At 68.4% G+C, this 26,071-nt stretch carries 25 protein-coding genes; 21 read left to right on the plus strand and 4 right to left on the minus strand.

All coding sequences use genetic code 11. From position 1 onward, the window contains the following. Position 1 precedes the first annotated feature (1 nt). The 4 genes from thrC (at position 2) to prfA (ending at position 5,580) form a co-directional block, all read left to right on the plus strand. A complete protein-coding gene (gene thrC / locus ACFOYW_RS06475) occupies positions 2-1,096 on the plus strand; it encodes a threonine synthase (protein ID WP_390227980.1) in 1,095 nt (364 codons plus the stop codon). A 71-nt stretch (positions 1,097-1,167) separates the two neighbouring features. Further along, complete coding sequence (gene thrB, locus ACFOYW_RS06480) at positions 1,168-2,097, plus strand: homoserine kinase (RefSeq protein WP_390227981.1); 930 nt, start codon at positions 1,168-1,170, stop codon at positions 2,095-2,097. A gap of 256 nt (positions 2,098-2,353) precedes the next feature. Beyond that, positions 2,354-4,507 (plus strand): transcription termination factor Rho, encoded by a 2,154-nt coding sequence (gene rho, locus ACFOYW_RS06485; RefSeq protein WP_390227982.1) that lies wholly within the window; start codon positions 2,354-2,356, stop codon positions 4,505-4,507. Further along, the gene (gene prfA, locus ACFOYW_RS06490; protein WP_390227983.1) at positions 4,507-5,580 is read left to right on the plus strand and encodes a peptide chain release factor 1; all 1,074 of its coding nucleotides are present in this window, start codon (positions 4,507-4,509) and stop codon (positions 5,578-5,580) included. The genes rho and prfA overlap by 1 nt, the downstream gene beginning before the upstream one ends. A 130-nt stretch (positions 5,581-5,710) precedes the next feature. On the opposite strand, the gene cysE is transcribed toward prfA, so the two are convergent. Further along, on the minus strand, positions 5,711-6,250 hold the full coding sequence (cysE, locus tag ACFOYW_RS06495) for a serine O-acetyltransferase (protein ID WP_390227984.1): 540 nt from the start codon (positions 6,248-6,250) through the stop codon (positions 5,711-5,713). Between the two features lies 1 nt (position 6,251). After that, entirely contained in the window at positions 6,252-7,196 is a 945-nt protein-coding gene (cysK, locus tag ACFOYW_RS06500) for a cysteine synthase A (protein WP_390227985.1), read from the minus strand. Between the two features lie 27 nt (positions 7,197-7,223). Here cysK and prmC point away from each other — a divergent pair, with 27 nt between their 5' ends. The 13 genes from prmC to ACFOYW_RS06565 all read left to right on the plus strand — a co-directional run bounded on the left by prmC (position 7,224) and on the right by ACFOYW_RS06565 (position 18,553). Further along, complete coding sequence (gene prmC / locus ACFOYW_RS06505) at positions 7,224-8,102, plus strand: peptide chain release factor N(5)-glutamine methyltransferase (protein WP_390227986.1); 879 nt, start codon at positions 7,224-7,226, stop codon at positions 8,100-8,102. Positions 8,103-8,171: 69 nt separating this feature from the next. Then, complete coding sequence (locus ACFOYW_RS06510; protein WP_390227987.1) at positions 8,172-8,996, plus strand: L-threonylcarbamoyladenylate synthase; 825 nt, start codon at positions 8,172-8,174, stop codon at positions 8,994-8,996. A 6-nt stretch (positions 8,997-9,002) separates the two neighbouring features. Beyond that, positions 9,003-10,217, plus strand: a complete 1,215-nt coding sequence (locus ACFOYW_RS06515; RefSeq protein ID WP_390227988.1) for an MraY family glycosyltransferase — start codon at positions 9,003-9,005, stop codon at positions 10,215-10,217. Continuing rightward, positions 10,217-10,675 carry a hypothetical protein gene (locus ACFOYW_RS06520; RefSeq protein WP_390227989.1) on the plus strand — a complete coding sequence of 153 codons (459 nt, stop codon included), beginning with the start codon at positions 10,217-10,219 and terminating at the stop codon, positions 10,673-10,675. The genes ACFOYW_RS06515 and ACFOYW_RS06520 overlap by 1 nt, the downstream gene beginning before the upstream one ends. Before the next feature lie 202 nt (positions 10,676-10,877). Beyond that, a complete protein-coding gene (atpB, locus tag ACFOYW_RS06525; protein WP_390227990.1) occupies positions 10,878-11,675 on the plus strand; it encodes a F0F1 ATP synthase subunit A in 798 nt (265 codons plus the stop codon). 46 nt (positions 11,676-11,721) lie between these two features. Further along, complete coding sequence (gene atpE / locus ACFOYW_RS06530) at positions 11,722-11,943, plus strand: ATP synthase F0 subunit C (protein ID WP_390227991.1); 222 nt, start codon at positions 11,722-11,724, stop codon at positions 11,941-11,943. A 31-nt stretch (positions 11,944-11,974) separates the two neighbouring features. After that, positions 11,975-12,526 (plus strand): F0F1 ATP synthase subunit B, encoded by a 552-nt coding sequence (locus ACFOYW_RS06535; RefSeq protein ID WP_390227993.1) that lies wholly within the window; start codon positions 11,975-11,977, stop codon positions 12,524-12,526. After that, positions 12,526-13,320: a F0F1 ATP synthase subunit delta gene (locus ACFOYW_RS06540; RefSeq protein ID WP_390227994.1), complete on the plus strand. Its 795-nt coding sequence runs from the start codon at positions 12,526-12,528 to the stop codon at positions 13,318-13,320. Before ACFOYW_RS06535 ends, ACFOYW_RS06540 begins: the two co-directional genes overlap by 1 nt. Positions 13,321-13,372: 52 nt before the next feature. Next, on the plus strand, positions 13,373-15,007 hold the full coding sequence (atpA, locus tag ACFOYW_RS06545; protein WP_390227995.1) for a F0F1 ATP synthase subunit alpha: 1,635 nt from the start codon (positions 13,373-13,375) through the stop codon (positions 15,005-15,007). 2 nt (positions 15,008-15,009) lie between these two features. After that, positions 15,010-15,912, plus strand: a complete 903-nt coding sequence (locus ACFOYW_RS06550) for a F0F1 ATP synthase subunit gamma (protein WP_390227996.1) — start codon at positions 15,010-15,012, stop codon at positions 15,910-15,912. A gap of 34 nt (positions 15,913-15,946) precedes the next feature. After that, positions 15,947-17,416 carry a F0F1 ATP synthase subunit beta gene (gene atpD, locus ACFOYW_RS06555; protein WP_390227997.1) on the plus strand — a complete coding sequence of 490 codons (1,470 nt, stop codon included), beginning with the start codon at positions 15,947-15,949 and terminating at the stop codon, positions 17,414-17,416. 3 nt (positions 17,417-17,419) lie between these two features. After that, complete coding sequence (locus ACFOYW_RS06560) at positions 17,420-17,683, plus strand: F0F1 ATP synthase subunit epsilon (RefSeq protein ID WP_390227999.1); 264 nt, start codon at positions 17,420-17,422, stop codon at positions 17,681-17,683. Between the two features lie 108 nt (positions 17,684-17,791). Continuing rightward, positions 17,792-18,553, plus strand: a complete 762-nt coding sequence (locus tag ACFOYW_RS06565) for a YaaA family protein (RefSeq protein ID WP_390228000.1) — start codon at positions 17,792-17,794, stop codon at positions 18,551-18,553. A gap of 212 nt (positions 18,554-18,765) precedes the next feature. Here ACFOYW_RS06565 and ACFOYW_RS06570 read toward each other — a convergent pair whose 3' ends face one another. Beyond that, positions 18,766-19,347 carry a DNA-3-methyladenine glycosylase I gene (locus ACFOYW_RS06570; RefSeq protein WP_390228001.1) on the minus strand — a complete coding sequence of 194 codons (582 nt, stop codon included), beginning with the start codon at positions 19,345-19,347 and terminating at the stop codon, positions 18,766-18,768. Positions 19,348-19,405: 58 nt separating this feature from the next. After that, on the minus strand, positions 19,406-19,906 hold the full coding sequence (locus tag ACFOYW_RS06575; protein WP_390228002.1) for a methylated-DNA--[protein]-cysteine S-methyltransferase: 501 nt from the start codon (positions 19,904-19,906) through the stop codon (positions 19,406-19,408). A 131-nt stretch (positions 19,907-20,037) separates the two neighbouring features. Here ACFOYW_RS06575 and ACFOYW_RS06580 point away from each other — a divergent pair, with 131 nt between their 5' ends. The 4 genes from ACFOYW_RS06580 (at position 20,038) to ACFOYW_RS06595 (ending at position 25,962) form a co-directional block, all read left to right on the plus strand. Further along, positions 20,038-21,129 carry a dipeptidase gene (locus ACFOYW_RS06580; RefSeq protein ID WP_390228003.1) on the plus strand — a complete coding sequence of 364 codons (1,092 nt, stop codon included), beginning with the start codon at positions 20,038-20,040 and terminating at the stop codon, positions 21,127-21,129. A 10-nt stretch (positions 21,130-21,139) separates the two neighbouring features. After that, positions 21,140-22,111, plus strand: coding sequence for an aldo/keto reductase (locus tag ACFOYW_RS06585; RefSeq protein WP_390228004.1), 972 nt, complete (start codon positions 21,140-21,142; stop codon positions 22,109-22,111). Positions 22,112-22,192: 81 nt separating this feature from the next. Beyond that, positions 22,193-23,923 carry an ABC transporter ATP-binding protein gene (locus ACFOYW_RS06590; RefSeq protein ID WP_390228005.1) on the plus strand — a complete coding sequence of 577 codons (1,731 nt, stop codon included), beginning with the start codon at positions 22,193-22,195 and terminating at the stop codon, positions 23,921-23,923. Then, entirely contained in the window at positions 23,920-25,962 is a 2,043-nt protein-coding gene (locus tag ACFOYW_RS06595) for an ABC transporter ATP-binding protein (RefSeq protein WP_390228006.1), read from the plus strand. Before ACFOYW_RS06590 ends, ACFOYW_RS06595 begins: the two co-directional genes overlap by 4 nt. Positions 25,963-26,071 lie beyond the last annotated feature (109 nt).

Here is a 26,071-nt window from a genome sequence, read left to right on the forward strand (position 1 = left end):
AGTGGCTCACCAGTGGCAGGGAGTCCTGCGCGAGTACCGTGACCGCCTCGATGTGACGGATGCCACCCCCATCGTCACGCTGGGCGAGGGCGGCACGCCGCTCATCGAAGCACCCGCGCTGTCTCAGCGCACCGGCGCGCGCGTGTTCGTGAAGTACGAGGGCATGAACCCGACCGGCTCGTTCAAGGACCGCGGCATGACGATGGCGATCTCGAAGGCCGTCGAGGCCGGCGCGAAGGCGGTCATCTGCGCATCGACGGGCAACACCTCCGCGTCGGCGGCGGCGTACGCGGCGCACGCCGGCATCAAGGCGGTCGTGCTGATCCCCGAGGGGAAGATCGCGCTGGGCAAGCTCAGCCAGGCCATCATCCACGACGCGGACATCGTGCAGCTCAAGGGCAACTTCGACGACTGCCTCGACATCGCCCGTGCCCTCGCGGCCGAGTACCCCGTGCACCTCGTCAACTCGGTCAACAACGACCGCATCGAGGGCCAGAAGACGGCGGCGTTCGAGATCGTCGAGGTGCTCGGCGACGCCCCTGACTTCCACTTCATCCCGGTCGGCAACGCCGGGAACTACACGGCCTACACGCGCGGCTTCGTGGAGGAGTTCGAGCGCGGCGCCGCGACCAGGCTGCCGCGCATGTTCGGGTTCCAGGCCGCGGGTGCGGCCCCGATCGTGCTGGGGCACCCCGTGAAGGAGCCCGACACGATCGCGACGGCGATCCGTATCGGTAATCCTGCTTCGTGGGAGCTGGCGCTCGCGGCGCGCGAGAGGACCGACGGCTACTTCGGGGCGATCGAAGACGAGACGATCCTCGCCGCGCAGAAGATCCTCGCCGCCGAGGTGGGCGTGTTCGTGGAGCCGGCCAGCGCGGCCGGTGTCGCGGGGCTGCTCGAGCGGGCGGCCGCGGGCGAGATCCCGGCGGGCTCGGTCGTGACGGTGACCGTGACCGGCCACGGACTCAAGGATCCGCAGTGGGCTCTGCGGCGCGCCGACGGCTCCGAGGTGACTCCGACGGTGGTCGAGGTCGACGCGGCCGCCGTCGCCGGGGCGATCGGCCTCGAGAAGGCGCCGGCCGGGGCTCTCGCGTGAATCACGCTCCGGCGGCCTCCGCCGGGGAGCCCCCTTCACCGGCCGTCTTCGCGAACTCGCACCCTGACCCGATGCCGCCGGTCGGCCGCAGTGTCCATGTGCGCGTCCCGGCGACGAGCGCCAACCTCGGCCCCGGTTTCGACACGCTCGGCCTCGCGCTCTCGCTCTACGACGAGCTCGATGTCACGGTCTCATCGACGCCCGGCGTGCGCGTCGAGGTGCACGGCGTCGGGGAAGACGGGTCGGTGGCGACGGACGGCTCGAACCTGGTCGCTGCGGTGATCCTCGACGTTCTCGCGCGGAAGGGAGCGCAAGTGCCGGGTCTCGACCTGGTCGCGAACAACTCGATCCCGCACGGTCGGGGGCTCGGCTCGTCGGGCGCCGCGATCGTCGCGGGCATCATGGCCGCGCGCGGCCTGCTCGACGGGCTGGTCGAACTGCCGTCCTCCGAGTTGCTGGCGATCGCGACCGACTTCGAGGGTCATCCCGACAACGTGGCACCGGCGCTCTTCGGCGGCCTGACGATCGCGTGGCTCGAGCCGACGGGGCCGCAGTACAAGAAGCTCAACGTGCACCGGGGCGTGTCGCCCGTGGTGTTCGTGCCCGCGCACACCGTGCCGACGAAGCTCGCGCGGTCGCTGCAGCCGGCGAACGTGCCCCACGAGGACGCCGTGTTCAACGTGTCCCGCTCGGCGCTGCTGATCGCGGCGCTGATCCAGAGCCCGGAGCTGCTGCTGGCCGCAACCGAAGACAAACTGCATCAGAACTATCGCGCGGCCGCGATGCCCGACACCGACGCTCTCGTGCATCTGCTGCGTCGAGCAGGGTTCCCCGCCGTCGTCTCCGGCGCGGGGCCGAGCGTGCTCGTGCTGTGTGAGCGCCCCGCCGACCGCCTGCGTGCGGCCGAGCTCGTGGCCGCCGAGCCTGGGGCCGAGTGGCGCGCTCTCATGCTCGCGGTGGACTTCAAGGGCGCGACGGTCGTGACACGTGATCTGGGGTAGTGGCGGAACGAACGGTCAGGGCGCGGGTGGTAACATGAGCGCATCACCCACCTTTGGCCCGGCTCGCCGTGTGCCAAGGATCTGCGGGTGAATCAGAACCACGTACGACGTCGCATCGCGTTATACCTACCCGAGTCGGGTCTACGGGCCCGATTGCAGTTATCGCGGCGGAATGGTCCGCTGTGCACCGAAGATGATGCGACGTGCTTCCCGATGTGGCCTTCATGCGCCCTTCGGAGATAGGAATCCCTGAGAAGTGACTGATCTGATCAGCGACACTGCCGCTGACCTCAACTCCCTGCGCGTTCCCCAACTGCAGGCGCTTGCGTCCGAGCTCGGCATCACGGGCGGCGCGAAGCTTCGCAAGGGCGAGCTCATCGCCGCGATTCAGAACGTCCGGGCGGCGGCGACCACCGCCGAGCCGGCCCCGTCTGAGCCCGCTGCGGAGCCCGCTGCTGCTGAGACAGCCGAGCCTGAGGCCGCCGCGCCCGTTCCCACCGAGGTCGCCGCCGAGCCGGCCGTCACGGCGCAGGCCGAGCAGGCCATCGAGCAGGCGACGGAACTCCCGATCGAACTGCCCGCGGCCGACTCGACCGCGGCACCTGTCGAGCCCGCGAGCGACGCATCCGTCGCCCCCGTCGAGCGCCCCGCCCGTCGGTCCCGCCGGGCGTCGACCGGTGGCACCGTCACGGCCGCGGCCGGCCACGTCAACGCGGGTCAGACCGGCGTCGAGTCGCTCATGTCCGCGCTCGACGCTGTCGCTGAGCAGCGCCAGGCCGAGCGCAAGGGCCAGCCCGAGCGCCAGGCGCAGCCGGCCGAGGGCCAGCGCGCCGAAGGCCAGGCTGAACCGGCCGAGCAGGGTGCAGAGGCAGAGGCATCCGCCGACACCGACGATGCTGCGCAGCAGCAGGCCGAGGGCGAGGGCGGCCGCAGCCGCCGCAATCGCCGCAACCGGAACCGCAACCGCGGTGACCGCGAGAACGGCCAGGCCCAGAACGGCGGCGGCGAGAAGGCCGCGGAGCAGCCCGACGAGAAGTCGGACAAGCCCGAGCAGGGCGGCCGCGGCGACCAGGGTCAGAACGGTCAGGGTCAGAACGGCCAGGGCCAGAACAACCGCGCCAGCCAGGAGGCGGAGCAGGCCGAGAGCGGTCGCCGTAGTCGCTACCGCGACCGCAAACGCCGTGGCACCGGTGCCGCCGGTGACGACGCCGAGATCGAGCTCACCGAAGACGACGTGCTGATCCCGGTCGCCGGCATCCTCGACGTGCTCGACAACTATGCCTTCGTGCGCACCACGGGCTACCTCCCGGGTGCCAACGACGTCTACGTCTCGCTCGGCCAGGTCAAGAAGTACGGCCTGCGCAAGGGCGACGCCGTCGTCGGCGCCATCCGCCAGCCCCGCGACGGTGAGAACAACTCGCGTCAGAAGTACAACGCCCTGGTCAAGGTCGATTCGATCAACGGCCAGAGCATCGACGAGGCCACCAACCGCGTCGAGTTCGGCAAGCTGACGCCGCTCTACCCGCAGGAGCGCCTGCGCCTCGAGACGGTGCCCGAGAAGCTGACCCAGCGCATCATCGACCTCGTCGCCCCGATCGGGAAGGGCCAGCGCGGCCTCATCGTCGCGCCGCCCAAGGCCGGCAAGACGATCGTGCTGCAGCAGATCGCGAACGCGATCACGACCAACAACCCCGAGGTCCACCTCATGGTCGTGCTCGTCGACGAGCGTCCCGAAGAGGTCACTGACATGCAGCGCACGGTGAAGGGCGAGGTCATCGCCTCGACCTTCGACCGCCCTGCGGAGGACCACACGACGGTCGCCGAGCTCGCCATCGAGCGCGCCAAGCGTCTCGTCGAGCTGGGCCACGACGTCGTCGTGCTGCTCGACTCGATCACGCGTCTCGGCCGGGCCTACAACGTGAGTGCGCCGGCTTCCGGTCGCATCCTCTCGGGCGGCGTCGACGCATCCGCTCTCTACCCGCCGAAGCGCTTCTTCGGAGCGGCTCGCAACATCGAGCACGGCGGCTCGCTCACGATCCTCGCGACGGCCCTCGTCGAGACCGGATCCAAGATGGACGAGGTCATCTTCGAGGAGTTCAAGGGCACCGGCAACAGCGAGCTGCGCCTGTCGCGGCAGCTCGCCGACAAGCGCATCTTCCCGGCGGTCGACGTCAACGCGTCGTCCACCCGCCGCGAAGAGATGCTGCTGTCGTCCGATGAGGTGAAGATCACCTGGAAGCTGCGCCGTGCCCTTGCGGGCCTCGACGCGCAGCAGGCGCTCGAGGTGGTGCTGGGCAAGCTGAAGGAGACCTCGTCGAACGTCGAGTTCCTCGTGCAGATGCAGAAGTCGATCCCGACTTCCGGCAGCAGCAACGGGCACTCGCACGGTCACGAGAACGACCGCCGCTGATGTTCGAATCCGTCACCGGGCTCCTCGACGAATTCACCGACCTCGAACAGCAGCTCGCCGACCCCGCGCTGCACGCCGACCCCGCGCGGGCGAAGAAGGTCAACCGGCGCTACGCCGAGCTCTCGCAGATCAAGAAGGCCTACGAGGACTGGCAGCAGGCGGGCGACGACCTCGACGCGGCGCGCGAGCTCGCCCGCGAGGACGATGCCTTCGCCGAGGAAGTTCCCGGGCTCGACGAGAAGCTCACCGCCGCGCAGGAGAAGCTGCGGCGGCTGCTGATCCCGCGCGATCCTGATGACGGCCGCGACGTGATCCTCGAGATCAAGGGCGGCGCCGGCGGCGAGGAGGCCGCGTTGTTCGCGGCTGACCTGCTGCGCATGTATGCGCACTACGCGGACTCGAAGGGCTGGAAGTCCGAGATCCTCGAGTCAGACCCCACCGATCTGGGCGGCTACACGAACGTGCAGCTCGCCATCAAGTCGAACGCGACCGATCCGGCTGAGGGTGTGTGGGCGCACCTCAAGTACGAGGGCGGTGTGCACCGCGTGCAGCGGGTGCCGGCGACCGAGTCGCAGGGGCGCATTCAGACGTCGACGGCCGGCGTGCTCGTCTTCCCCGAGGTCGACGAGCCCGAGGAGATCGAGATCGCGGCGAACGACATCCGCATCGACGTGTTCCGTTCGTCGGGGCCCGGCGGCCAGTCGGTGAACACGACCGACTCGGCAGTGCGCATCACGCACTTGCCGACCGGCATCGTCGTGTCGATGCAGAACGAGAAGTCGCAGATCCAGAACCGCGAGGCCGCCATGCGCGTGCTTCGTGCGCGGCTGCTCGCGAAGCAGCAGGAAGAGCTGGATGCGGCCGCATCGGATGCCCGCAGATCACAGGTCCGGTCGATGGACCGCTCGGAGCGCATCCGTACCTACAACTTCCCCGAGAACCGCATCGCCGATCACCGCACGGGTTTCAAGGCCTACAACCTCGATCAGGTGCTGAACGGCGCGCTCGAACCGGTGATCGAGTCGGCGATCCAGGCCGACGAAGAGGCGAGGCTGGCGGCTCTGGCCGAGTAGCGCGTCGCGACGGGCACACTATGAGCTGAGGGGCACACGAAACTCGTCGTTTCGGGTGCCCCTCAGTCATGCGGGTGCCGCTCGCCGGGCGGCTCAGCCACTCAGCCACTCAGCCTGCAAGTCAGGCGGGTCAGCCTGGCTCGGCTCGGTTGCGCGCGGGCACGCCGGTCAGCACCGAGTGCGCCGGGAAGTCCCTCGTGACCACGGCGTTCGCGCCGATCTGACTGTGCGACCCGATCGTGATGTCGCCGATGAGCTTCGCGCCCGCGCCGATGACGACGTCGTCGCCGACGGTGGGGTGCCGCTTGCCGTGCCGGCCGTGCCGTTCGTTGCCGCCGAGCGTCACGCCGTGGTAGATCAGCACGTCGTCGCCGACGACCGCCGTCTCGCCGATCACGGTGCCCATGCCGTGGTCGATGACGAGCCGACGGCCGATCACCGCCGCCGGATGGATCTCGACGCCGGTGACCGACCGCACCACCTGTGAGAGCAGGCGGGCGCTGAGCTTCATGCCGGGTGCTCGCCACCATCGGTGCGCAACGCGATACGCCCACACGGCGTGCATGCCCGAGTAGCCGAGGACGATCTCGGCTGCGCTACGAGCAGCGGGATCGCGGAACCGGACCGCGGCGATGTCCTCGCGCAGGGCGCGGAGCGGGTGTGCCGGCACCTCAGGCGTCGGCGTCGGCGAGATGCTTGTACAGAGCTGTCGAGAAGTAGCGCTCGCCGGTGTCGGGGATCACGGCGACGATCGTCTTGCCGGCGTACTCGGGGCGCTTGGCCAGCTCGACGGCGGCGAAGACGGCCGCTCCGGCCGAGATGCCGGCGAAGATGCCCTCTTCCGCGGCGAGACGCCGTGCGGTGACGAGCGCGTCCTCGCTCGGCACGGGGAACACCTCGTCGTAGATGTCGGTGTCGAGCACCTCGGGCACGAAGCCGGCGCCGATGCCCTGGATCTTGTGCGAGCCGTGAGCGCCGCCCCGCAGCACCTCGGTCTCAGCCGGCTCGATCGCGACGATGTGCACGGCGGGGTTCTGCTCCTTGAGGTAGCGCCCGGCGCCGGTGATGGTGCCCCCGGTGCCGATGCCCGCGACGAACACGTCGACGTCGCCGCCGGCCGCCTGCCAGATCTCGGGGCCGGTGGTCGTGTAGTGGATGGTGGGGTTGGCCTGGTTCTCGAACTGCCGCGCCCAGATCGCACCCGGCGTGTCGGCGACGATCTCCTGCACCTTCGCGATCGAGGCTTTGATGCCCTCGGCGCCCGGGGTGAGCACGACCTCGGCACCGAACGCGCGTAGGATCATGCGCCGCTCGACGCTCATCGTGTCGGGCATGACGAGGATCGTCTTGTAGCCGCGCGCCGCCCCCACCATGGCGAGCCCGATGCCCGTGTTGCCGCTGGTCGCCTCGACGATGGTGCCCCCTGAGGCGAGCGCCCCGTCGGCCTCGGCGGCGTCGACGATCGCGACCGCGATGCGGTCCTTGACGCTCGACGCGGGGTTGAAGAACTCGAGCTTCGCGAGCACCGTGGCCCCCACGCCGTCGGTGACTCGGTTGAGCTTGACGAGGGGCGTGCCGCCCACTGCCTTGGTGATGTCGGGAAGGATGTCGGCCATAATGCTCAGCCTATTGTTGACTGCAAGATGAGTGCGCCCCTCCAGACGATTCGAGAGCTGCTCGCCGAGACCACGCGCACGTTGAGCGAGGCGGGCGTGCCCACCCCGGGCGTGGACGCTGCGCTCCTGATCGGTTTCGTGGTCGACGCGTCACGTGGGCGCGTGCAGGCGATGGCGTTGACGGATGCCTCGGCCGAGGCGTCCGTCGTGGACCGCGTGCGCGCCCTCGCCGCCCGCCGGGCCGCGCGCGAGCCGCTGCAGCACATCACCGGCACGGCCGCGTTCCGCTCGCTCGAGCTCGCGGTGGGTCCCGGCGTCTTCGTGCCCCGCCCCGAGACCGAGCAGGTCGTGCAGTTCGCGATCGATGCGCTGCGGGCCGCCGCGGTGCCGGAGCCGATCGCGGTCGATCTGGGCTCGGGAAGCGGCGCGATCGCGCTCGCGATGGCGGTGGAGGTGCCGCACGCCCGCGTGATCGGCGTCGAGAAGTCGCCCGACGCGCTGCCGTGGACCCGGCGCAACTTCGAGGTTTCGGGGGCGGCGAACGCGCAGCTGGTCGCAGGCGATCTGGGCGACTCGCGGCTGCTCGCGGAGCTCGATGGAACGGTCGACGTCGTCATCTCCAATCCGCCGTATGTGCCGGACGACGCCATCCCGCGCGACCCCGAGGTGCGCCTGTTCGACCCGGCACTGGCGCTCTACGGCGGCCCGGACGGACTCGATCTGGTGCGGGCGGTGTCCCGCACGGCACTGCGCCTCGCGCACCCGGGCGCCCTGCTCGTCCTCGAGCACGGGGAGCTGCAGGGCGAGGCGATCCGAGCGCTGCTCACCGGCGATGGCTGGCGTGCGGCTGCGACCCACCCCGACCTGACCGGCCGGGACCGCGCGACGACGGCGTTGCGGCCCTAGCGGGACTTATCCGATACGCGCCTGCCGCGCAGCCTCCTACCCGGAGCGGCGATTAGACTGCAGGGCGACATGCCGACGATCTACGACTGCTCAGATCCCGACGAGCTCCTCACCGGAACGCGACTCGCCCGCCAGGCCCTGGGGCGCGGCGAGCTCGCCGTGATCCCCACCGACACGGTCTACGGCGTGGCCGCCAACGCGTTCGACGCCGCGGCTGTCCAGAAGCTTCTCGACGCGAAGGGGCGCGGTCGCCAGTCGCCGCCGCCGGTTCTGATCGGCACGCTCGTGACCCTCGACGCGCTCGCCGCGTCCGTTCCCGACGAGGCGCGCAAGCTCGCCGACGCGTTCTGGCCCGGCGGCCTCACGATCGTCCTGCAGGCTCAGCCTTCGCTCGCGTGGGACCTCGGTGAGACCCACGGCACCGTCGCCCTGCGCATGCCCGACCACAAGCTCACGCTCGAGCTTCTCGGCGAGACCGGTCCGCTCGCGGTCTCGAGCGCCAACAAGACCGGGCTGCCCGCTGCGCGGACCGCGGTCGAGGCGGCGCAGATGCTCGGCGAGGCGATCGCCGTGTATCTCGACGCGGGGCGCGCGGGCGCCTCGTACGACGGCGCCGCGGCGAGCGGCGCGAGCGAGTCGTCGACGATCGTCGACCTGACCGGGCTCAGCGATGGCCGCGGCGCACGGATTCTCCGCCAGGGGGTCATCTCGGCTGACGAGCTCCGCGTCGTGCTGGGCGACAAGCTCGACACCGCCGAGCAGCTCGCCGCAGCGGCGTCTGCGGCGGCCGACTCCTCCGACGAGCACGCTGCGCAGCTCGCCCCGGCCGCGCAGGCGGTCGCCGACGAGAACACCGGCGAGGAAGCCTCGGCGAGTTCCGACGCGGGGGACTGACACCCCATGACCCTTCTCGCGCTGCTCGGACTCTTCACGGCGCTCGTGACCTTCGGGCTGTCGTGGCTGGTCTACCGGCTGGCGCTGCGATTCAAGCTGTATCCGGCGATTCGTGAGCGCGACGTGCACACGAAGCCCACCCCACGGCTCGGCGGCGTGGCCATGTTCCTCGGGGTGCTCATCGCGTTCGGCGCCGCGTGGCAGTTCGCCGGCCATTTCCAGCTGCTGCAGGTGATCTTCGACGATCCGAAGCCCGTGCTGGGCATCCTCGGCGGCAGCCTGCTGATCGTGGTGATCGGCGTGGTCGACGACCTCATCGATCTGGATTGGATGACGAAGCTCGCCGGCCAGTTCGTGGCCGCGGGGCTCGTGGCGTGGTCGGGTGTGCAGATCCTGTCGCTGCCGATCGGCGGACTCACCGTCTGGTCGCCGCTCACGAGCGTGATCCTGACGGTCATCGTCATGGTGCTGACCATGAACGCGATCAACTTCATCGACGGTCTCGACGGCCTCGTCGTGGGCGTCGCGTTGATCGCCAACTGCGTGTTCCTGATCTACACGTACTCGATCACGGTGCGCACGAGCCCGCTCAACTACTTCAGCCTGGCGTCGGTGCTCACCGCCATTCTCATCGGGGCCTGTGTCGGATTCCTGCCGCTCAACTGGCATCCGGCGAAGATGTTCATGGGCGATGCGGGCGCGCTGCTCATCGGGCTGCTCATGTCGGCGAGTGCCGTGGCGGTCACGGGCCAGTTCGACGAGAGCACCCTGCAGAACGTCGTGGGCCGCACGCACCTCGTCTCGGCGTTCTTGCCGATCGTGCTGCCGCTCGCGGTGCTGATCGTGCCGTTTCTCGACTTCGGACTGGCGGTCGTGCGCCGCATGAACGCCGGCCGCTCCCCGTTCGCCGCTGACCGCAAGCATCTGCACCACCGCCTGCTCGACATGGGCCACTCGCACTTCCACGCCGTGCTCATCTTCTACGCGTGGACCGCGGTGATCTCGGTCGGCATGCTGCTGTTCTCGTTCTCGCCGTATGTGCCCGTCTGGGTCGCTCTGGCGTTCGTGGTCGTCGGCCTCGCAGTCTGCACGATCGTCACGCTCGCACCGCTCGGCAGACGCCGAGCGACTCTCGCGGCCGAGGCGGCGGGGCCGCGACCGGTGCTGAGGCCCGTTCCGCGCTCCGATCAGAAGAACACCGCGCACAAGGAGGCGTCCTGATGACCGAGCGACCTGAACTCGCGTCGAGCGCGGTGATGCGCGCCGCGATCAAGTGGGACGCGCTGATCGTCCTCGGCATCGCCGTCGTGGCGGTCGTGCTCGGTGCGGTCTTCGCCGGGGGAGTGGGTGTCGTGAGCGCGCTGATCGGCGCCGCGATGGGTCTCGCGTTTCTCGCCATCACGGCCGCGAGTGTCCTCTACGCGAACCGCTTCGCCGGGGGCGAGCTCTTCGCGGGGATCTTCTTCGCGATCGTGCTGGGCGGCTGGATCATCAAGTTCATCGTCTTCATCGTGATCGCGACGCTGTTGCGCCACCAGCCATGGGTGAACGACTACGTCCTGTTCCTGTCGGTGATCGCCGCGATCATCGGGTCGCTGGTGGTCGACGTCGTCGTCGTGGCCCGCAGCAGAATCCCGCTCGCGGTCGACCTGAGCACGGGCCAAAAGAAAAGAGAATAGAACTGCTCCGGCGCCGAAGCCAGAAATCCGCGCCGATTGCCAGTGGATTGATTCGAAGGCGCCGCAAATCTCTTGTAGAGTAAATGCGATCCCCCTGTCTGCTCCGCGGCTAGCCGCGCAGGGCTCGACAGCATAATTCCATCGTCGTCCGTCGCCGGGCGTTCGGTGCCTGAATCAGGAGATAGCGCTGTTCAGTAACGCTGTGAACCTGTTGGTTTTGTCCTCGACCAACGACGGTCAGTTCCAGGGCCCCTCGATCGACGAGTTCTTCCCGAAGGCGGTCCTGTTCCAGGGCACGCCATTCGAGATGAACCGCGTCATGATCATCCGGGTCATCGCGACCATCGCGCTCCTGGTGCTGATGTGGGCCGGTACCCGCGCCATGAAGGTGGTGCCGGGTCGCTTCCAGTCGGTCGTCGAGATGGGGCTCGACTTCGTCCGCGTGGATCTCGTCGAAGACCTGCTCGGCAAGAAAGACGGCCGGCGCTTCCTGCCGCTGATCGCCTCGATCTTCTTCTTCGTGCTGTTCATGAACATCACGGGCATAGTCCCGCTGATGAACATCGCCGGGTCCTCTGTGATCGGCGTTCCGCTCGTGCTCGCCGCCGTCGCCTACATCGCGTTCATCTACGCGGGTGTTCGCAAGAGCCCCGGCGGCTTCTTCCGCAACGCGCTGTTCCCGGCCGGTGTGCCGTGGCCGCTGTACATCATCGTCACGCCGATCGAGTTCATCTCGACCTTCATCATCCGCCCGGTCACGCTGACGCTTCGACTGATGATGAACATGATCGTCGGCCACCTGCTGCTGGTGCTCTTCTTCACCGCGACGACCTTCTTCTTCCTCGAGGCGCCGATCGCCTTCAAGGTATTCGGTCTCGGTACCCTCGCCTTCGGCTTCGCGTTCCAGCTCTTCGAGGTGCTGGTCGCCCTGCTGCAGGCCTACGTCTTCGCGATCCTCACCACTGTCTACATCCAGTTGGCAGTGGCGGACGAGCACTAACCGGGCCGGCATCCGCCGTCCCGATCACGGAAGGAAAACACACACAGTGGACATCGCTGCTATCTCCGGCAACATCGCCACCGTCGGTTACGGCCTCGCGGCCATCGGCCCGGCCATCGGCGTGGGCTTCGTGGTCGGCAAGACGATCGAGGGCGTCGCACGTCAGCCCGAGCTCGCCTCGCGTCTGCAGACCCTCATGTGGATCGGTATCGCGTTCACCGAGGCGCTGGCGTTCATCGGTATCGCGACGTACTACATCTTCCAGTAGCCCCATCCGCACCAAGCAATAAGGAGGCGTGATGGTTCACGCAGTCGTAGCTGCGGCGGACAGCCATAACCCGTTGCTGCCCGCCGGGTCCGACTTGGTCTGGGCGACGCTGTGCTTCCTTGTCGTGCTGGCGTTCTTCGTGTGGAAGTTCATTCCGAGCTTCCTCAAGCTCCTCGATGACCGCTCTGCGGCGATCGAGGGCAACATCGCGAAGGCAGACGAGGCGCAGAACAAGGCCGAGGCACTGCTCGACCAGTACACGGCGCAGCTGGCGGATGCTCGAAGCGAGGCCGCCGCGATCAGAGAGCAGGCTCGTGAAGAGGGCAAGCGCATCGTCGCCGAGCACAAGGAGCAGGCGACGGCCGAGGCAGCTCGCGTCACCGCTCAGGCACAGGCGCAGATCGAGTCCGAGCGCAAGCAGGCCGCCACGCAGCTGCGCGGCGAGGTCGGCTCGCTCGCGATCGACCTCGCGTCGGGTGTCATCGGTGAGTCGCTGAAAGACGACGCGAAGGCGGCGGGCATTGTCGACCGCTTCCTCGCCGAGCTCGAGGCGGCCGAGGGCAAGGCGGGGGCGCAGGCCTGATGGGCAGTGCCACGAGGGAAGCGCTGACCGCGGTGCGTGACACGCTCGCGCAGCAGGCCGGCGCGGTCGACCTGACCGTTGGCGAGGAGCTGTTCTCGCTGGCGCGCCTGCTCGGCTCGTCGACGCAGCTGCGTGGTGCCGTCGCCGATCCCACGGCCGACGCATCCGCGAAGGAAGCCCTCGTCGACCGAGCGTTCACCGGCAAGGTGTCCGGTGCGGCCCTCGCGACGCTGCGCACCGCCGCAGTGCAGCGCTGGTCCGAGCCGGGCGACATCGTCGCCGGGCTCGAAGAGGCCGGCGTGCGAGCGATCGCTCAGAGCGCGCCCGCATCCTTGTCGGTCAGCGACGAGCTGTTCGAGGTGGGGCGCGCCGTCTCAAGCGACGCGCAGCTCGAACTCGCCCTGCGCAGCAAGCTCGCGGCGGCCGATGCCAAGGTCGGCGTGGTCGAGCGCCTGCTCAGGGGCAAGGCATCCGATCAGACGACCGCGATCGTCCGTCAGCTCGTCCATGACCCGCGCGGCCGCAGCATCCGCGAATCGCTGCGCTGGGCGCAGCAGGTGGTCGCCGACCAGAAGCAGGCCGTGCTCGCAACGGTCACGAGCGCCCAGCGTCTGGGTTCGGCTCAGCTCGACCGGCTGCGTACCGTGCTCACGGCGCGCTACGGCAAGGCGGTCTCATTCAACACCGTCATCGATCCGACGCTGATCGGCGGCCTGCGCGTGCGGGTCGGCGACGACGTCATCGACGCGAGCGTCGCCACTCGTCTTGCCGACGTGCGGCTTCAGCTCATCTAATCCCGGTCTTCATAACTGAGGCCAGCGCCTCGAAATCATCCAAAGGAACAAAATGGCAGACATCTCCATCAGCCCCGATGAGATCCGGGACGCGCTGAAGGACTTCGTCACGTCGTACGAGCCCAGCCAGGCGACCGCCACCGAGGTCGGCCACGTGCTCGACGCCGCTGACGGCATTGCGCACGTCGAGGGTCTTCCCGGCGTCATGGCCAACGAGCTCGTCCGCTTCGCTGACGGCACCCTCGGCCTCGCGCTGAACCTCGACGAGAACGAGATCGGCGTCGTGGTGCTCGGTGAGTTCTCCGGCATCGAAGAGGGTCAGGAAGTCACGCGCACCGGCGAGGTGCTGTCGGTCGCCGTCGGCGACGGCTACCTCGGCCGCGTGGTCGACCCGCTCGGCAACCCGATCGACGGCCTCGGCGACATCGCCACGGAAGAGCGCCGCGCTCTCGAGCTTCAGGCGCCGGGCGTCATGCAGCGCAAGTCGGTGCACGAGCCGATGCAGACCGGCATCAAGGCCATCGATGCGATGATCCCGATCGGCCGCGGCCAGCGTCAGCTCATCATCGGTGACCGCCAGACCGGCAAGACGGCGATCGCGATCGACACGATCATCAACCAGAAGGCCAACTGGGAGTCGGGCGACCCCGACAAGCAGGTGCGCTGCATCTACGTCGCGATCGGCCAGAAGGGCTCGACGATCGCGAGCGTCAAGGGTGCGCTCGAAGACGCAGGCGCGATGGAGTACACGACCATCGTCGCCGCCCCGGCTTCCGACCCCGCCGGCTTCAAGTACCTCGCGCCGTACACCGGCTCGGCCATCGGCCAGCACTGGATGTACGACGGCAAGCACGTCCTGATCATCTTCGATGACCTGACGAAGCAGGCCGAGGCCTACCGCGCCGTGTCGCTCCTGCTGCGCCGCCCGCCGGGCCGCGAGGCCTACCCCGGTGACGTGTTCTACCTGCACTCGCGTCTTCTCGAGCGCTGCGCGAAGCTGTCGGACGATCTCGGCCACGGCTCGATGACCGGCCTGCCGATCATCGAGACGAAGGCCAACGACGTCTCGGCGTACATTCCGACCAACGTGATCTCGATCACCGACGGCCAGATCTTCCTGCAGTCCGACCTGTTCAACGCCAACCAGCGCCCTGCGGTCGACGTCGGCATCTCGGTCTCCCGTGTCGGCGGCGACGCGCAGCTGAAGCACATCAAGAAGGTCTCCGGCACGCTGAAGCTCGAGCTCGCCCAGTACCGCTCGCTCGAGGCGTTCGCGATGTTCGCATCCGACCTCGACGCCGCGTCGCGCCGCCAGCTCGCGCGAGGCGCGCGCCTCACCGAGCTGCTGCGTCAGCCGCAGTACTCGCCGTACCCGGTCGAGGAGCAGGTCGTCTCGATCTGGGCCGGCACGAACGGGAAGCTCGATGACGTCGAGGTGGAAGACATCCTCCGCTTCGAGGGCGAGTTCCTCGATCACCTGCGTCGCAACACCACGGTGCTCGACACGCTGCGCGACTCGGGCCAGCTGGCCGACGAGACCGTGGCGCAGATCGCGAGCGAGATCGACAAGTTCAAGCTCGAGTTCCAGACCGGCAAGGGCCAGCCGCTCGCACAGCCCGGCTCTGAGCAGTACGACGCCCTCGAGGCCGACGCTGTCGAGCAGGAGAAGATCGCCAGGAAGAGGTAGCCATGGCCGCTCAACTCCGCATCTACCGGCAGAAGATCCGCTCTGCCCAGACGACGAAGAAGATCACCCGCGCGATGGAGCTCATCAGTGCGAGCCGCATCGCGAAGGCGCTCGGTCGTGTGAACGAGGCGGGCCCGTACACGCAGGAGCTGTCGCGTGCAGTGGGCCTCGTCGCCCATCGGTCGAACGTCGAGCACGTGCTGACCACCGAGCCGGCGAAGATCACTCGCGCCGCGATCGTGCTGTTCACGTCCGACCGCGGGCTCGCGGGTGCGTTCAACTCGCAGGTGATCCGTGCGGCGCTGCAGCTCGAGACTCTCCTGATCGACCAGGGCAGGGAGGTCGAGTTCTTCCTCGTCGGCCGCAAGTCGGTCGGTTTCTTCGCCTTCCGTCGTCGTTCGTACCTCAACAGCTGGGTCGGCGAGACCGACCAGCCCGAGTTCGACCTCGCGAAGCAGATCAGCGACGAGCTGATCGAGATCTTCCGGAAGGACGAGTCGGAGGGCGGCGTCAACGAGATCCACCTCGTGTTCAACCAGTTCATGAGCTCGATGACGCAGACTCCGTCGGTGCGCCGCCTGTTGCCGCTCGAGATCGAAGGCAAGCTCGAAGACGACACGCTGCCCGACCCCGACGGCGTCACGGCGCTGTACGAGTTCGAACCGGACGCAGAGACGGTGCTCGACCGGCTGCTGCCGGCGTACGTCGAAAGCCGCGTGTTCTATGCGCTGCTCCAGTCCGCAGCGTCGAAGCACGCCGCGACGCAGAAGGCGATGAAGTCGGCGTCAGACAATGCCGACAAGTTGATCACCAACTACACGCGCCTCGCCAACAACGCACGTCAGGCTGAGATCACCCAGCAGATCTCCGAGATCGTCGGCGGCGCCGACGCTCTGGCGTCCTGACACCAGGCTGTTCGAGAGACAGAGAGAGACAACAATGACCATCACCGCCGAGACCCCCGGCACGCCAGCGGAGAAGACTCCCGGCGTCGGCCGCGTCGCGCGTGTCACCGGTCCCGTCGTGGACATCGAGTTCCCGCACGACGCGATCCCCGAGGTGTACAACGCCCTCAAGACGACCATCAGCTTCAGCGGCGACGAGGAGGAGTCGCACGAGATCACCCTCGAGGTCGCTCAGCACCTCGGCGACGACCTCGTGCGCGCCATCTCGCTGAAGCCGACAGACGGCGTCGTGCGCGGCCAGGAGGTCCGTGACACGGGCGCCGCGATCTCCGTGCCCGTCGGCGACGTCACCAAGGGCCACGTGTTCAACGTGACCGGTGACCCGCTCGACGTGCCGGTCGACCAGCTCGACATCACTGAGCGCTGGCCGATTCACCGCACGGCCCCGAACTTCGACCAGCTCGAGTCGAAGACCACGATGTTCGAGACCGGCATCAAGGTCATCGACCTGCTCACGCCGTACGTCGAGGGCGGCAAGATCGGCCTCTTCGGCGGCGCGGGCGTCGGCAAGACGGTCCTCATCCAGGAGATGATCTACCGCGTCGCCGCCGACCACGGTGGTGTCTCGGTGTTCGCCGGCGTCGGCGAGCGCACGCGTGAGGGCAACGACCTGATCCACGAGATGGAAGAGGCGGGCGTCTTCGACAAGACTGCGCTCGTGTTCGGCCAGATGGACGAGCCGCCCGGCACGCGTCTTCGCGTCGCGCTGTCGGCCCTCACCATGGCCGAGTACTTCCGCGACGTGCAGAAGCAGGACGTGCTGCTGTTCATCGACAACATCTTCCGCTTCACTCAGGCGGGCTCGGAGGTCTCGACGCTGCTCGGCCGCATGCCGTCCGCGGTGGGTTACCAGCCGAACCTGGCCGACGAGATGGGTGTCCTGCAGGAGCGCATCACCTCGACGCGCGGCCACTCGATCACGTCGCTGCAGGCGATCTACGTGCCGGCCGATGACTACACCGACCCGGCTCCCGCCACGACGTTCGCGCACCTCGACGCGACGACCGAGCTCTCGCGTGAGATCGCTTCGCAGGGCCTCTACCCGGCGGTCGACCCGCTGGCCTCCACGAGCCGCATTCTCGACCCGCGCTACATCGGCGCGGACCACTACCGTGTGGCCACGACCGTGAAGCAGATCCTGCAGAAGAACAAGGAACTGCAGGAGATCATCGCGATCCTCGGTGTCGACGAGCTCTCCGAAGAGGACAAGATCACGGTCGAGCGTGCTCGCCGCATTCAGCAGTTCCTGTCGCAGAACACCTACATGGCGAAGAAGTTCACCGGTGTCGACGGCTCGACGGTCCCGATCAAGGAGACGATCGAGTCATTCGACGCGATCGCCCGCGGCGAGTTCGACCACGTCGCAACGCAGGCCTTCTTCAACGTCGGTGCCATCTCGGATGTCGAAGAGAAGTGGGCGCAGATCCAGAAGGAGAACGCGTAGGCCATGGCGAAGCTGCTGAACGTCAGCGTCGTCGCCGCGGACCACAAGGTCTGGTCGGGCGAGGCCGCGATGGTCGTCGCCAAGACCACCGACGGTGAGATCGGCGTGCTGCCCGGCCGTGAGCCGGTGCTCGCGCTGCTCGCCCACGGCCAGGTGCGCATGACGCTGCCGGGCGGTGAGCGCATCACGGCCAACGCTGAGGGCGGTTACTTCTCCGTCGCAGCCGACATCGTCACGATCGTCGCTTCCAAGGCTGAGCTGGTCTGATCTGCCGACGCGCCGGTCGTCTCCCGGCGCGGGCCTTCTTCGCCCTGTCTCTCTCGCGAAGTCCCGCCTCCGATTCGGGGGCGGGACTTCCGCGTTCTCGAGGTTCACGTGCTCCTACTACTTCCACCGTCCGAGACGAAGCGACCGGGCGGCGAGCCCGGGTCGCGACTCGATCTCGCGCGGCTGCGGTTCCCCGAGCTGACGGATGCCCGGCGCACTGTCCTTTCGGCGGTGCACGCACTCGCGCGGGATCACGACTCGTCTGTGGCCGCGCTCAAGCTCGGGCCGACGCAGCACCACGAGGTCGCGAAGAACCGCGTGCTCGAAGCATCCGCGCTGCTGCCCGCCGCCGACAGATACACGGGCGTGCTGTATGACGCCCTCGACGCCGCCTCGTTGCCCGCGACGGCGCGGGCGCATCTGGGGCGCCACGCCGCCGTCCACTCGGCGATCCTCGGGCCGGTCGGTGCGCTTGACGGCATTCCCGACTACCGCCTGTCGCATGACTCGCGGCTGCCCGGTGTTCGACTGCGGGCAGTGTGGGCGCCTGCCGTCGCTGCGGCGCTTGCCGCCGAGACCGGTCTGGTGCTCGACGCTCGTTCGCAGGGGTACGTAGCACTCGGTCCCGCGCCGCATGGAGTGTGGCTCGAGGTCGTCGCGGAAGACGCCGGCGGGCGTCGTCGCGCGCTGAACCACTTCAACAAGCACGCCAAGGGGCAGCTGGCCCGCGCGGTCGCGCTCAGCGGCGAGGCGCCCGCGACCGTCGCGGAACTGGTTGAATGGGGGCACGCTCACGGCTTCCGGCTCGAGTCGCAGCCGCCGGCCGAATCCGGCGCGGCGCGCGTTGCGCTCGTCACGTCGCCCCACTGAGCCGCCCCCGAATTGGTGTGGTGTCGTGCGTTGCGACCCCTAAATGATGAGATATGCTCATTCTTATCGGGTCGGGAAGCACACGCTGATCCGGATGCTCCTTCGCGTCCCCGCGCCGGCGGGGTGCGGTCGGGCACCTTGCACGGCGCGCGAAGTGGATGCACCGGGCTGCGTCTTCGGAGTGCTTCCCGGTCCCGACATCGCGCGGCGCATCAGCCTGCGCGCCAGCACCCCTCGACGTGGTCGTCGACGAGCCCGGCCGATTGCATCAGCGCGTACATGGTCGTGGGCCCGACGAAGCGGAAGCCGCGTCGTCGAAGCTCTTTGCTCAGGGCCGTGCTCTCAGGGGTGACGGCGGGCACGTCGACGAACGAGGCAGGCCGCTTTCGCGTTCCCGCCTGCGGCGCGAAGGACCAGACGAGTCCGACGAGGGGCGTGTCGAGCGCCAGTAGCGCCCGGGCGTTGCCGATCGTGGCCTCGATCTTGCCTCGATGCCGGATGATGCGTTCGTCGGCGAGCAGCCGCGCGATGTCGGCCTCGCCGTACTCAGCGATCTTCGAGGCGTCGAAGTCGTCGAAGGCGCCCCGAAAGCCTTCGCGACGCCGCAGGATCGTGATCCACGACAGGCCGGCCTGAAATCCCTCGAGGCAGATCTTCTCGAAGAGCCGACGTTCATCGGTGAGCGGGAAGCCCCACTCGTCGTCGTGGTACGCGATGTATTCCGGACTGGTCACAGACCAGGCGCACCGTCGTCTTCCATCGGCACCGAGCACCGCGTCTTCGAACCGGGCCATCAGCGCGCCAGCCGCGCGCGTTCGGCGCCGGTGCTGTCACAGTGCAGAGTGAACGCGGTCATGCGGCGAGCGTGATGCCCTCGTGGGCGAGCAGCCAGAGTTTGGTCGGTATGCCCTCGCCGCCGCTGTAGCCGGTGACCCGGCCAGACGACGAGAGCACGCGGTGGCAGCCGATGAGAAGCGGAACCGGGTTCGCGCCGACGGCGCCGCCGACGGCGCGACCGCCGGTGGAGCGCCCGAGCCGCACGCCGATCTCGCCGTACGAGGTGAACTCGCCGAATGGCAGGTCTGCGAGCACCGCCCACACGGCCTTCTGGAACTCGGTGCCGGACAGATGCAGAGGAAGGTCGAACGAGTGGCGTGTGCCGGCGAAGTACTCGTCGAGCTGCCGAACCGCCTCACGCAAGACGGCGTTCGGGTTCTCGGGCAGCGCCTCGAGCGGCAGGTGGCCGTCGCACGCGATCGACAGCGACGTGATCGCCTCGCCGTCGCTGGTCAGCTCAAGGCGGCCGATGGGTGAGTCGGATCGCGCCAGGAAGAGAGTGATCGGGTGGGTCATGACTCGACAGTAACTCGCACCACCGACAGGCTCTGGCGAGAATCGGACATCGGTTCACAAAGCGACGTGGTCGGCGCCTGTGCTGAGGAAGATCCCCTGAACCCCACCCGTGACTGCGCCAGGATGGGGGCATGGCCGACCTAGCCGTGACCGCAGACGAGATAGCAGCCGACACCGCCAGAGCCGCCCTCGCGAAGCATCCGATCATCGACGGCCACAACGACTGGGCGCTCGAGGTGCGTGCTCAGCGGGACTACTCGGTCGACGGGCTCGACGCCGACCTCGGCCCGAGCTTCGACACCGACGTCCCGCGACTGCGCCGCGGGGGAGTGGGCGGTCAGTTCTGGTCGGTCTACGTCGAAGATCGCCGCGCCGGCGCCGAGCATGTGCGCGAGACGCTCGAGCAGATCGACTTCGTGCATCGCCTCGCAGCGCGCTACCCGCAGCACTTCACCATCGCGCGCACCGCGGCCGATTTCGAACGCGCCCGCGACCGCGGCACCATCGCGAGCTGGCTCGGAGCGGAGGGCAGCCACCAGCTCGACGGCTCCCTCGCAGTCCTGCGCGAATACGCACGACTGGGCGTGCGCTACCTCACGCTGACGCACTGGCTGACGACCGAGTTCGCCGACTCCGCCACCGACGACCCGCAGCACGACGGGCTCTCCGACCGTGGGCGGGCGCTGATCCGTGAGCTCAACCGGCTCGGCATGCTGGTCGATCTGTCACATGTCGCGCCGGCCACGATGCGCGACGCGCTGGACGAGACATCCGCCCCGCTGATCTTCAGCCACAGCTCCTGCCGCGCCGTGACGGATCACGTGCGCAATGTGCCCGATGACGTGCTTCGCCGCCTCGCCGACAACGACGGCGTCATCATGCTCACGTTCGTGCCGCAGTTCGTCTCTTCCTCCTACCTGCGCTGGCTCGAAGCCGGACGCGAGGGTGCGAAGCCGCGCGTGACCGTCATCGACGTCGCCGATCACGTCGAGCACGCGCGCCGCGTGGCTGGCATCGACCATATCGGCCTCGGCGGTGACTTCGACGGCTCCCCCGAGTTCCCCGAGGGTCTTGAGGACACTGGCGACTACCCGAAGCTTCTCGCCGAGCTGGCGCGCCGCGGCTGGACGGCCGACGAGCTCGCGCGGCTCGCCGGCGCCAACGTTATGAGGGTGCTGCGCGCGACCGACGACGCCTTCCTTGCGGCATCGGAGCGCCCATAGGCTGTCGAACATGGCAGAAATCGAATACCGCGCCCTCGGCCGCTCAGGTCTCGTCGTCTCAACCGTCGGCCTCGGCTGCAACAACTTCGGCAGGCCCGGCACCGTGACGGAGACGCAGGAGGGCACGGATGCTGTCATCAACGCGGCGATCGACGCGGGTGTGACGCTGTTCGACACGGCAGACGTCTACGGCGGCGAGCGCGGCCTGTCCGAGACGCTCATGGGCAAGAGCCTCGAGGGCAGGCGCGACGGCGTCGTGCTCGCCACCAAGTTCGGAATGGACATGGCGGGCACCAATGGGCCCGACTGGGGTGCGCGCGGCTCCCGCCGCTACGTGCGCCGTGCGGTCGAGGCGTCGCTGCGGCGCCTGCGCACCGACTGGATCGACCTCTACCAGTTGCACCGCCCCGACGGCGTGACGCCGATCGAGGAGACGCTCGATGTGCTCGACGACCTCATCGCTGAGGGGAAGGTGCGCTACATCGGCCATTCGAACTTCACCGGCTGGCAGATCGCGGATGCCGAGTACCAGGCGATCCTGCACGGCCACCCGAAGTTCGTGAGCGCGCAGAACCACTACAACCTGCTGGTCCGCGGCGCCGAACTTGAGGTGCTGCCGGCGGTGAACGAGTACGGTCTCGGCTTCCTGCCGTTCTTCCCGTTGCAGAACGGACTGTTCACGGGCAAGTTCAGCCGTGAGGGCGGCCCCGCGGACAGCCGCATCATGCAGGGGCGGAAGAACATCATCGATGACGCGCCGTGGGACCTGCTCGACGAATTCCAGGCGTTCGCCGACGCTCGCGGCATCTCGATGCTCGACGCGACCTTCGGCTGGCTGCTCGCCCAGCCGGGTCTCACCTCGGTGATCGCCGGTGCCACCAAGCCCGAGCAGGTCGAGGCGAACGCCCGGGCCGCCGTCGCCTGGCATCCGGCCGCCGAGGATGTCGCCGAGATCTCGCGCATTTTCGCGGACTACGTGTAGCGGTTACGCGTTCGCCCACGGCCGAATGCCGGCGCCTCGGGCGCTCACTAGAGTGGGCCGGGTGACGACGGACGTCCGGACATGCTGATCGCTCTTCTGCGCCGCTATCTCGGCCCGCGCTGGAGGCTGCTCGTCGGGGTGCTGGTGTTCCAGCTCGCCCAGTCGCTCGCAGCGCTGTATCTGCCCACCCTCAACGCCGACATCATCAACAACGGTGTCGCGAAGGGCGACACGGGCTACATCGTGCGCATCGGTGGGTGGATGCTGCTCGTCACGCTCGCGCAGGTCGCGTGCTCGATCACCGCGGTGTATTTCGGCGCTCGCGCGGCGATGGGCCTCGGGCGCGATGTGCGGCTCGCGGTCTTCACGAAGGTCGGTGAGTTCAGCGAGCGCGAGGTGCAGCTGTTCGGCGCGCCCAGCCTGATCACGCGCTCGACGAACGACGTGCAGCAGGTGCAGATGCTCGTGCTGATGAGCTGCACGATGATGGTGTCCGCGCCGATCACGGCGGTGGGCGGTGTGATCCTCGCGATCCAGCAGGACGGCCGGCTGTCGTGGATCATCGCGGTCGCCGTGCCGGTGCTGCTCATCTGCGTGAGTGCGGTGGTGAGCCGCATGGTGCCCTGGTTCCGGAAGATGCAGGGTCGCATCGATGCGGTCAACCGGGTGCTGCGCGAGCAGCTCACCGGCATCCGCGTCGTGCGCGCCTTCGTTCGTGAGGACATCGAGACCGACCGGTTCGAGAAGGTCAACGCCGATGTCATGGAGGCCGGACTCAATGCCGGCCGGTGGATGACGACGATGTTCCCGATCGTCATGCTGATCCTCAACCTCGCCAGTGTCGCGGTGATCTGGTTCGGCGCGTTCCGCGTGCAGGACGGCATGCCGATCGGCGCGCTCACCGCCTTCCTGTCGTATCTCGTGCAGATTCTGATGGCGGTCATGATGGCCACCTTCATGGCGGTCATGGTGCCGCGCGCCGCTGTCAGCGCGACCCGTATCAGCGAGGTGCTCGACACCGATCCGAGCATCTCGACGCCGAGGGCGCCGGTCGAGCACCTCGAGGAAAGCGGCACGATCGAGCTCGCCGGTGTCGGCTTCCATTACCCGGGAGCGGAGCAGCCCGTATTGACGGATGTCTCGTTTCGCGTCGGGCGCGGTGAGACGGTGGCGATCATCGGGTCGACCGGTGCGGGGAAGACGACGCTCGTGAACCTGCTGCCGCGGCTCTTCGATGCGACCGCAGGCGCGGTCTATGTGGACGGCGTCGACGTGGCGACGCTCGACCCGGAGCTGCTCTGGAGCCGCATCGGCCTGGTGCCGCAGAAGCCCTACCTCTTCTCGGGCACGGTCGCGACGAACCTTCGGTACGGCAAGCCCGATGCGACCGAGGAGGAGCTCTGGCGCGCCCTCGAGATCGCGCAGGCCGCCGACTTCGTCCGAGAGATGGACGGGGGCCTCGACGCCGTGATCGCGCAGGGAGGCACCAGCGTGTCGGGCGGCCAGCGGCAGCGGCTCGCGATCGCACGGGCACTGGTGAAGCGGCCCGAGATCTATGTGTTCGACGATTCGTTCTCGGCGCTCGACCTGGCGACGGATGCTCGGCTCCGCGCTGCGTTGCGGCGGGAGGAGGGAACCGCGAGCTTCGTCATCGTGGCGCAGCGTGTGTCGACCATCGTCGACGCCGACCGCATCGTGGTTCTTGAAGACGGGCGCGTGGTCGGCATCGGCACCCACGAGGAGCTGCGGGAAGGCAACGCGACCTACGCCGAGATCGTGGAGTCGCAGCTGGCCGTGCAGGAGGCGAGATGAGCGAGCAGAGCCCGTCACCGCGCGCCGGCGCGGAGGGCGCCTCAGCAGGGGCAGGAGCCGCGCCGCAGGCGCAGGCAGCCGGCCCCATGCGGCCGCCCGCGCGCCGCGGCCCGATGGGCGGCGGCCCGATGGGCATGGGGGCGCCGGCCGAGAAGGCGTCGAACTTCGGTCCGAGCGCCCGACGGCTGCTCGGCCGCCTGCGTGGCGAGCGCATCGCGATCGTGCTCGTGACTGCTCTCGGCGCAGCATCCGTTCTGCTCACCGTCATCGGCCCGAAGCTGCTCGGCGACGCGACCAACATCGTGTTCGCGGGCTTCATCGGGCGGCAGTTCGCCCACGTGCCTGCGGGCACGACGCGGGCCGAGGTGATCGCCGGCCTCCGCCATCAGGGCCAGGGTCAGCTCGCCGACGTGCTTCGCACGGCCCGCTTCACTCCCGGTCAGGGGATCGACTTCACCGCGCTCGCGCACCTGTTGATGTGGGTGCTGCTGCTGTACGTGGCCGCGGCGGTCTTCGGCTGGGTGCAGGGCTGGGTGATGAACGGCGTGGTGGCGCGGACGACGTTCGCGTTGCGGCGGGACGTCGAGGAGAAGATCCATCGGTTGCCGCTGGCGTATTTCGATCGGATGCCGCGCGGTGAGCTGCTCTCGCGCGTCACGAATGACATCGACAACGTGCAGCAGAGCCTGCAGCAGACGATGAGTCAGCTGCTGCAGTCACTGCTCACCGTCGTCGGCGTCCTCGTGATGATGTTCTGGACTTCCTGGCTGCTCGCGCTCAGCGCTCTCGTGACGATCCCGCTCACGCTCGTCGTGACGCAGCAGATCGCGAAACGGTCTCAGGCGCGCTTCGTCGCGCAGTGGCGGCACACGGGCCAGCTCAATGCGCAGATCGAGGAGGCGTTCACGGGCCACTCGCTGGTGAAGGTGTTCGGCCGCCACCGCGAGGTCGAGGCGCGCTTCACGGCGAAGAACGACGAGCTGTACGACGCGAGCTTCGGCGCGCAGTTCATCAGCGGCATCATCATGCCCGCGATGATGTTCGTCGGGAACCTCATCTATGCGGTGATCGCCGTCGTCGGCGGCCTGATGATCACCACCGGCTCGCTGTCGCTCGGCAGCGTACAGGCATTCATCCAGTACTCGCGCCAGTTCACGCAGCCGCTCACCCAGCTCGGCTCGATGGCGAACCTCCTCCAGTCGGGCGTCGCGAGCGCCGAGCGGGTGTTCGAGCTGCTCGACGCTGACGAGCAGGAGCCCGACGACGTGGACGCTGTGTCGCTGCCCGGTGTCACGGGCCGGATCGCCTTCGAGGACGTCGCGTTCGCGTACACGCCCGATCGACCGCTCATCAGGGCGCTCAACCTCGTGGCCGAGCCTGGTCAGACGGTGGCGATCGTCGGACCGACCGGTGCGGGGAAGACGACGCTCGTGAACCTCATGATGCGGTTCTACGACCCGGACTCGGGGCGCATCACGCTCGACGGCATCGACACGCGGCGCCTGAGGCGGCAGGAGCTGCGCGATGTGATGGGCATGGTCCTGCAAGACACGTGGCTGTTCGCGGGCACGATTCGCGACAACATCGCGTACGGGCGGCCGGATGCCTCACCCGACGACATTCTCGGCGCCGCTCGCGCCGCGTACGTCGACAGGTTCGTGCACTCGCTGCCGGACGGCTACGACACGGTGCTCGAAGACGAGGGCGCCAATGTGTCGGCGGGGGAGAAGCAGCTTCTCACCATCGCACGCGCGTTCCTCTCGCGCCCGTCGGTGCTGATCCTCGACGAGGCGACGAGCTCGGTCGACACACGCACGGAGGTACTCGTGCAGCAGGCCATGAACGCTCTGCGCGCCGGGCGCACCTCGTTCGTGATCGCGCATCGTCTCTCAACGATCCGCGACGCGGACCTGATCCTCGTGATGGAGCACGGCGACATCGTCGAGCAGGGCACGCACGACTCTCTGCTCGAGGCCGGTGGCGCCTACCACCGCCTGTATCAGTCGCAGTTCGCGGGCGCGGCGGTCGACGAGGTGTGACGCCGGGCACGGGCTGGGCCGGTCTCGCCCAGCACAGTCCGCGATTGCGACCAGTTGTGCACCATCCGGGCCGGTACGCGGACCGGGCGGGGGATGCGTCCCCCAGGCT

The sequence above is a fragment of the Gryllotalpicola reticulitermitis genome, from assembly GCF_042651345.1.
GTDB classification, from domain to species: Bacteria; Actinomycetota; Actinomycetes; order Actinomycetales; family Microbacteriaceae; genus Gryllotalpicola; species Gryllotalpicola reticulitermitis.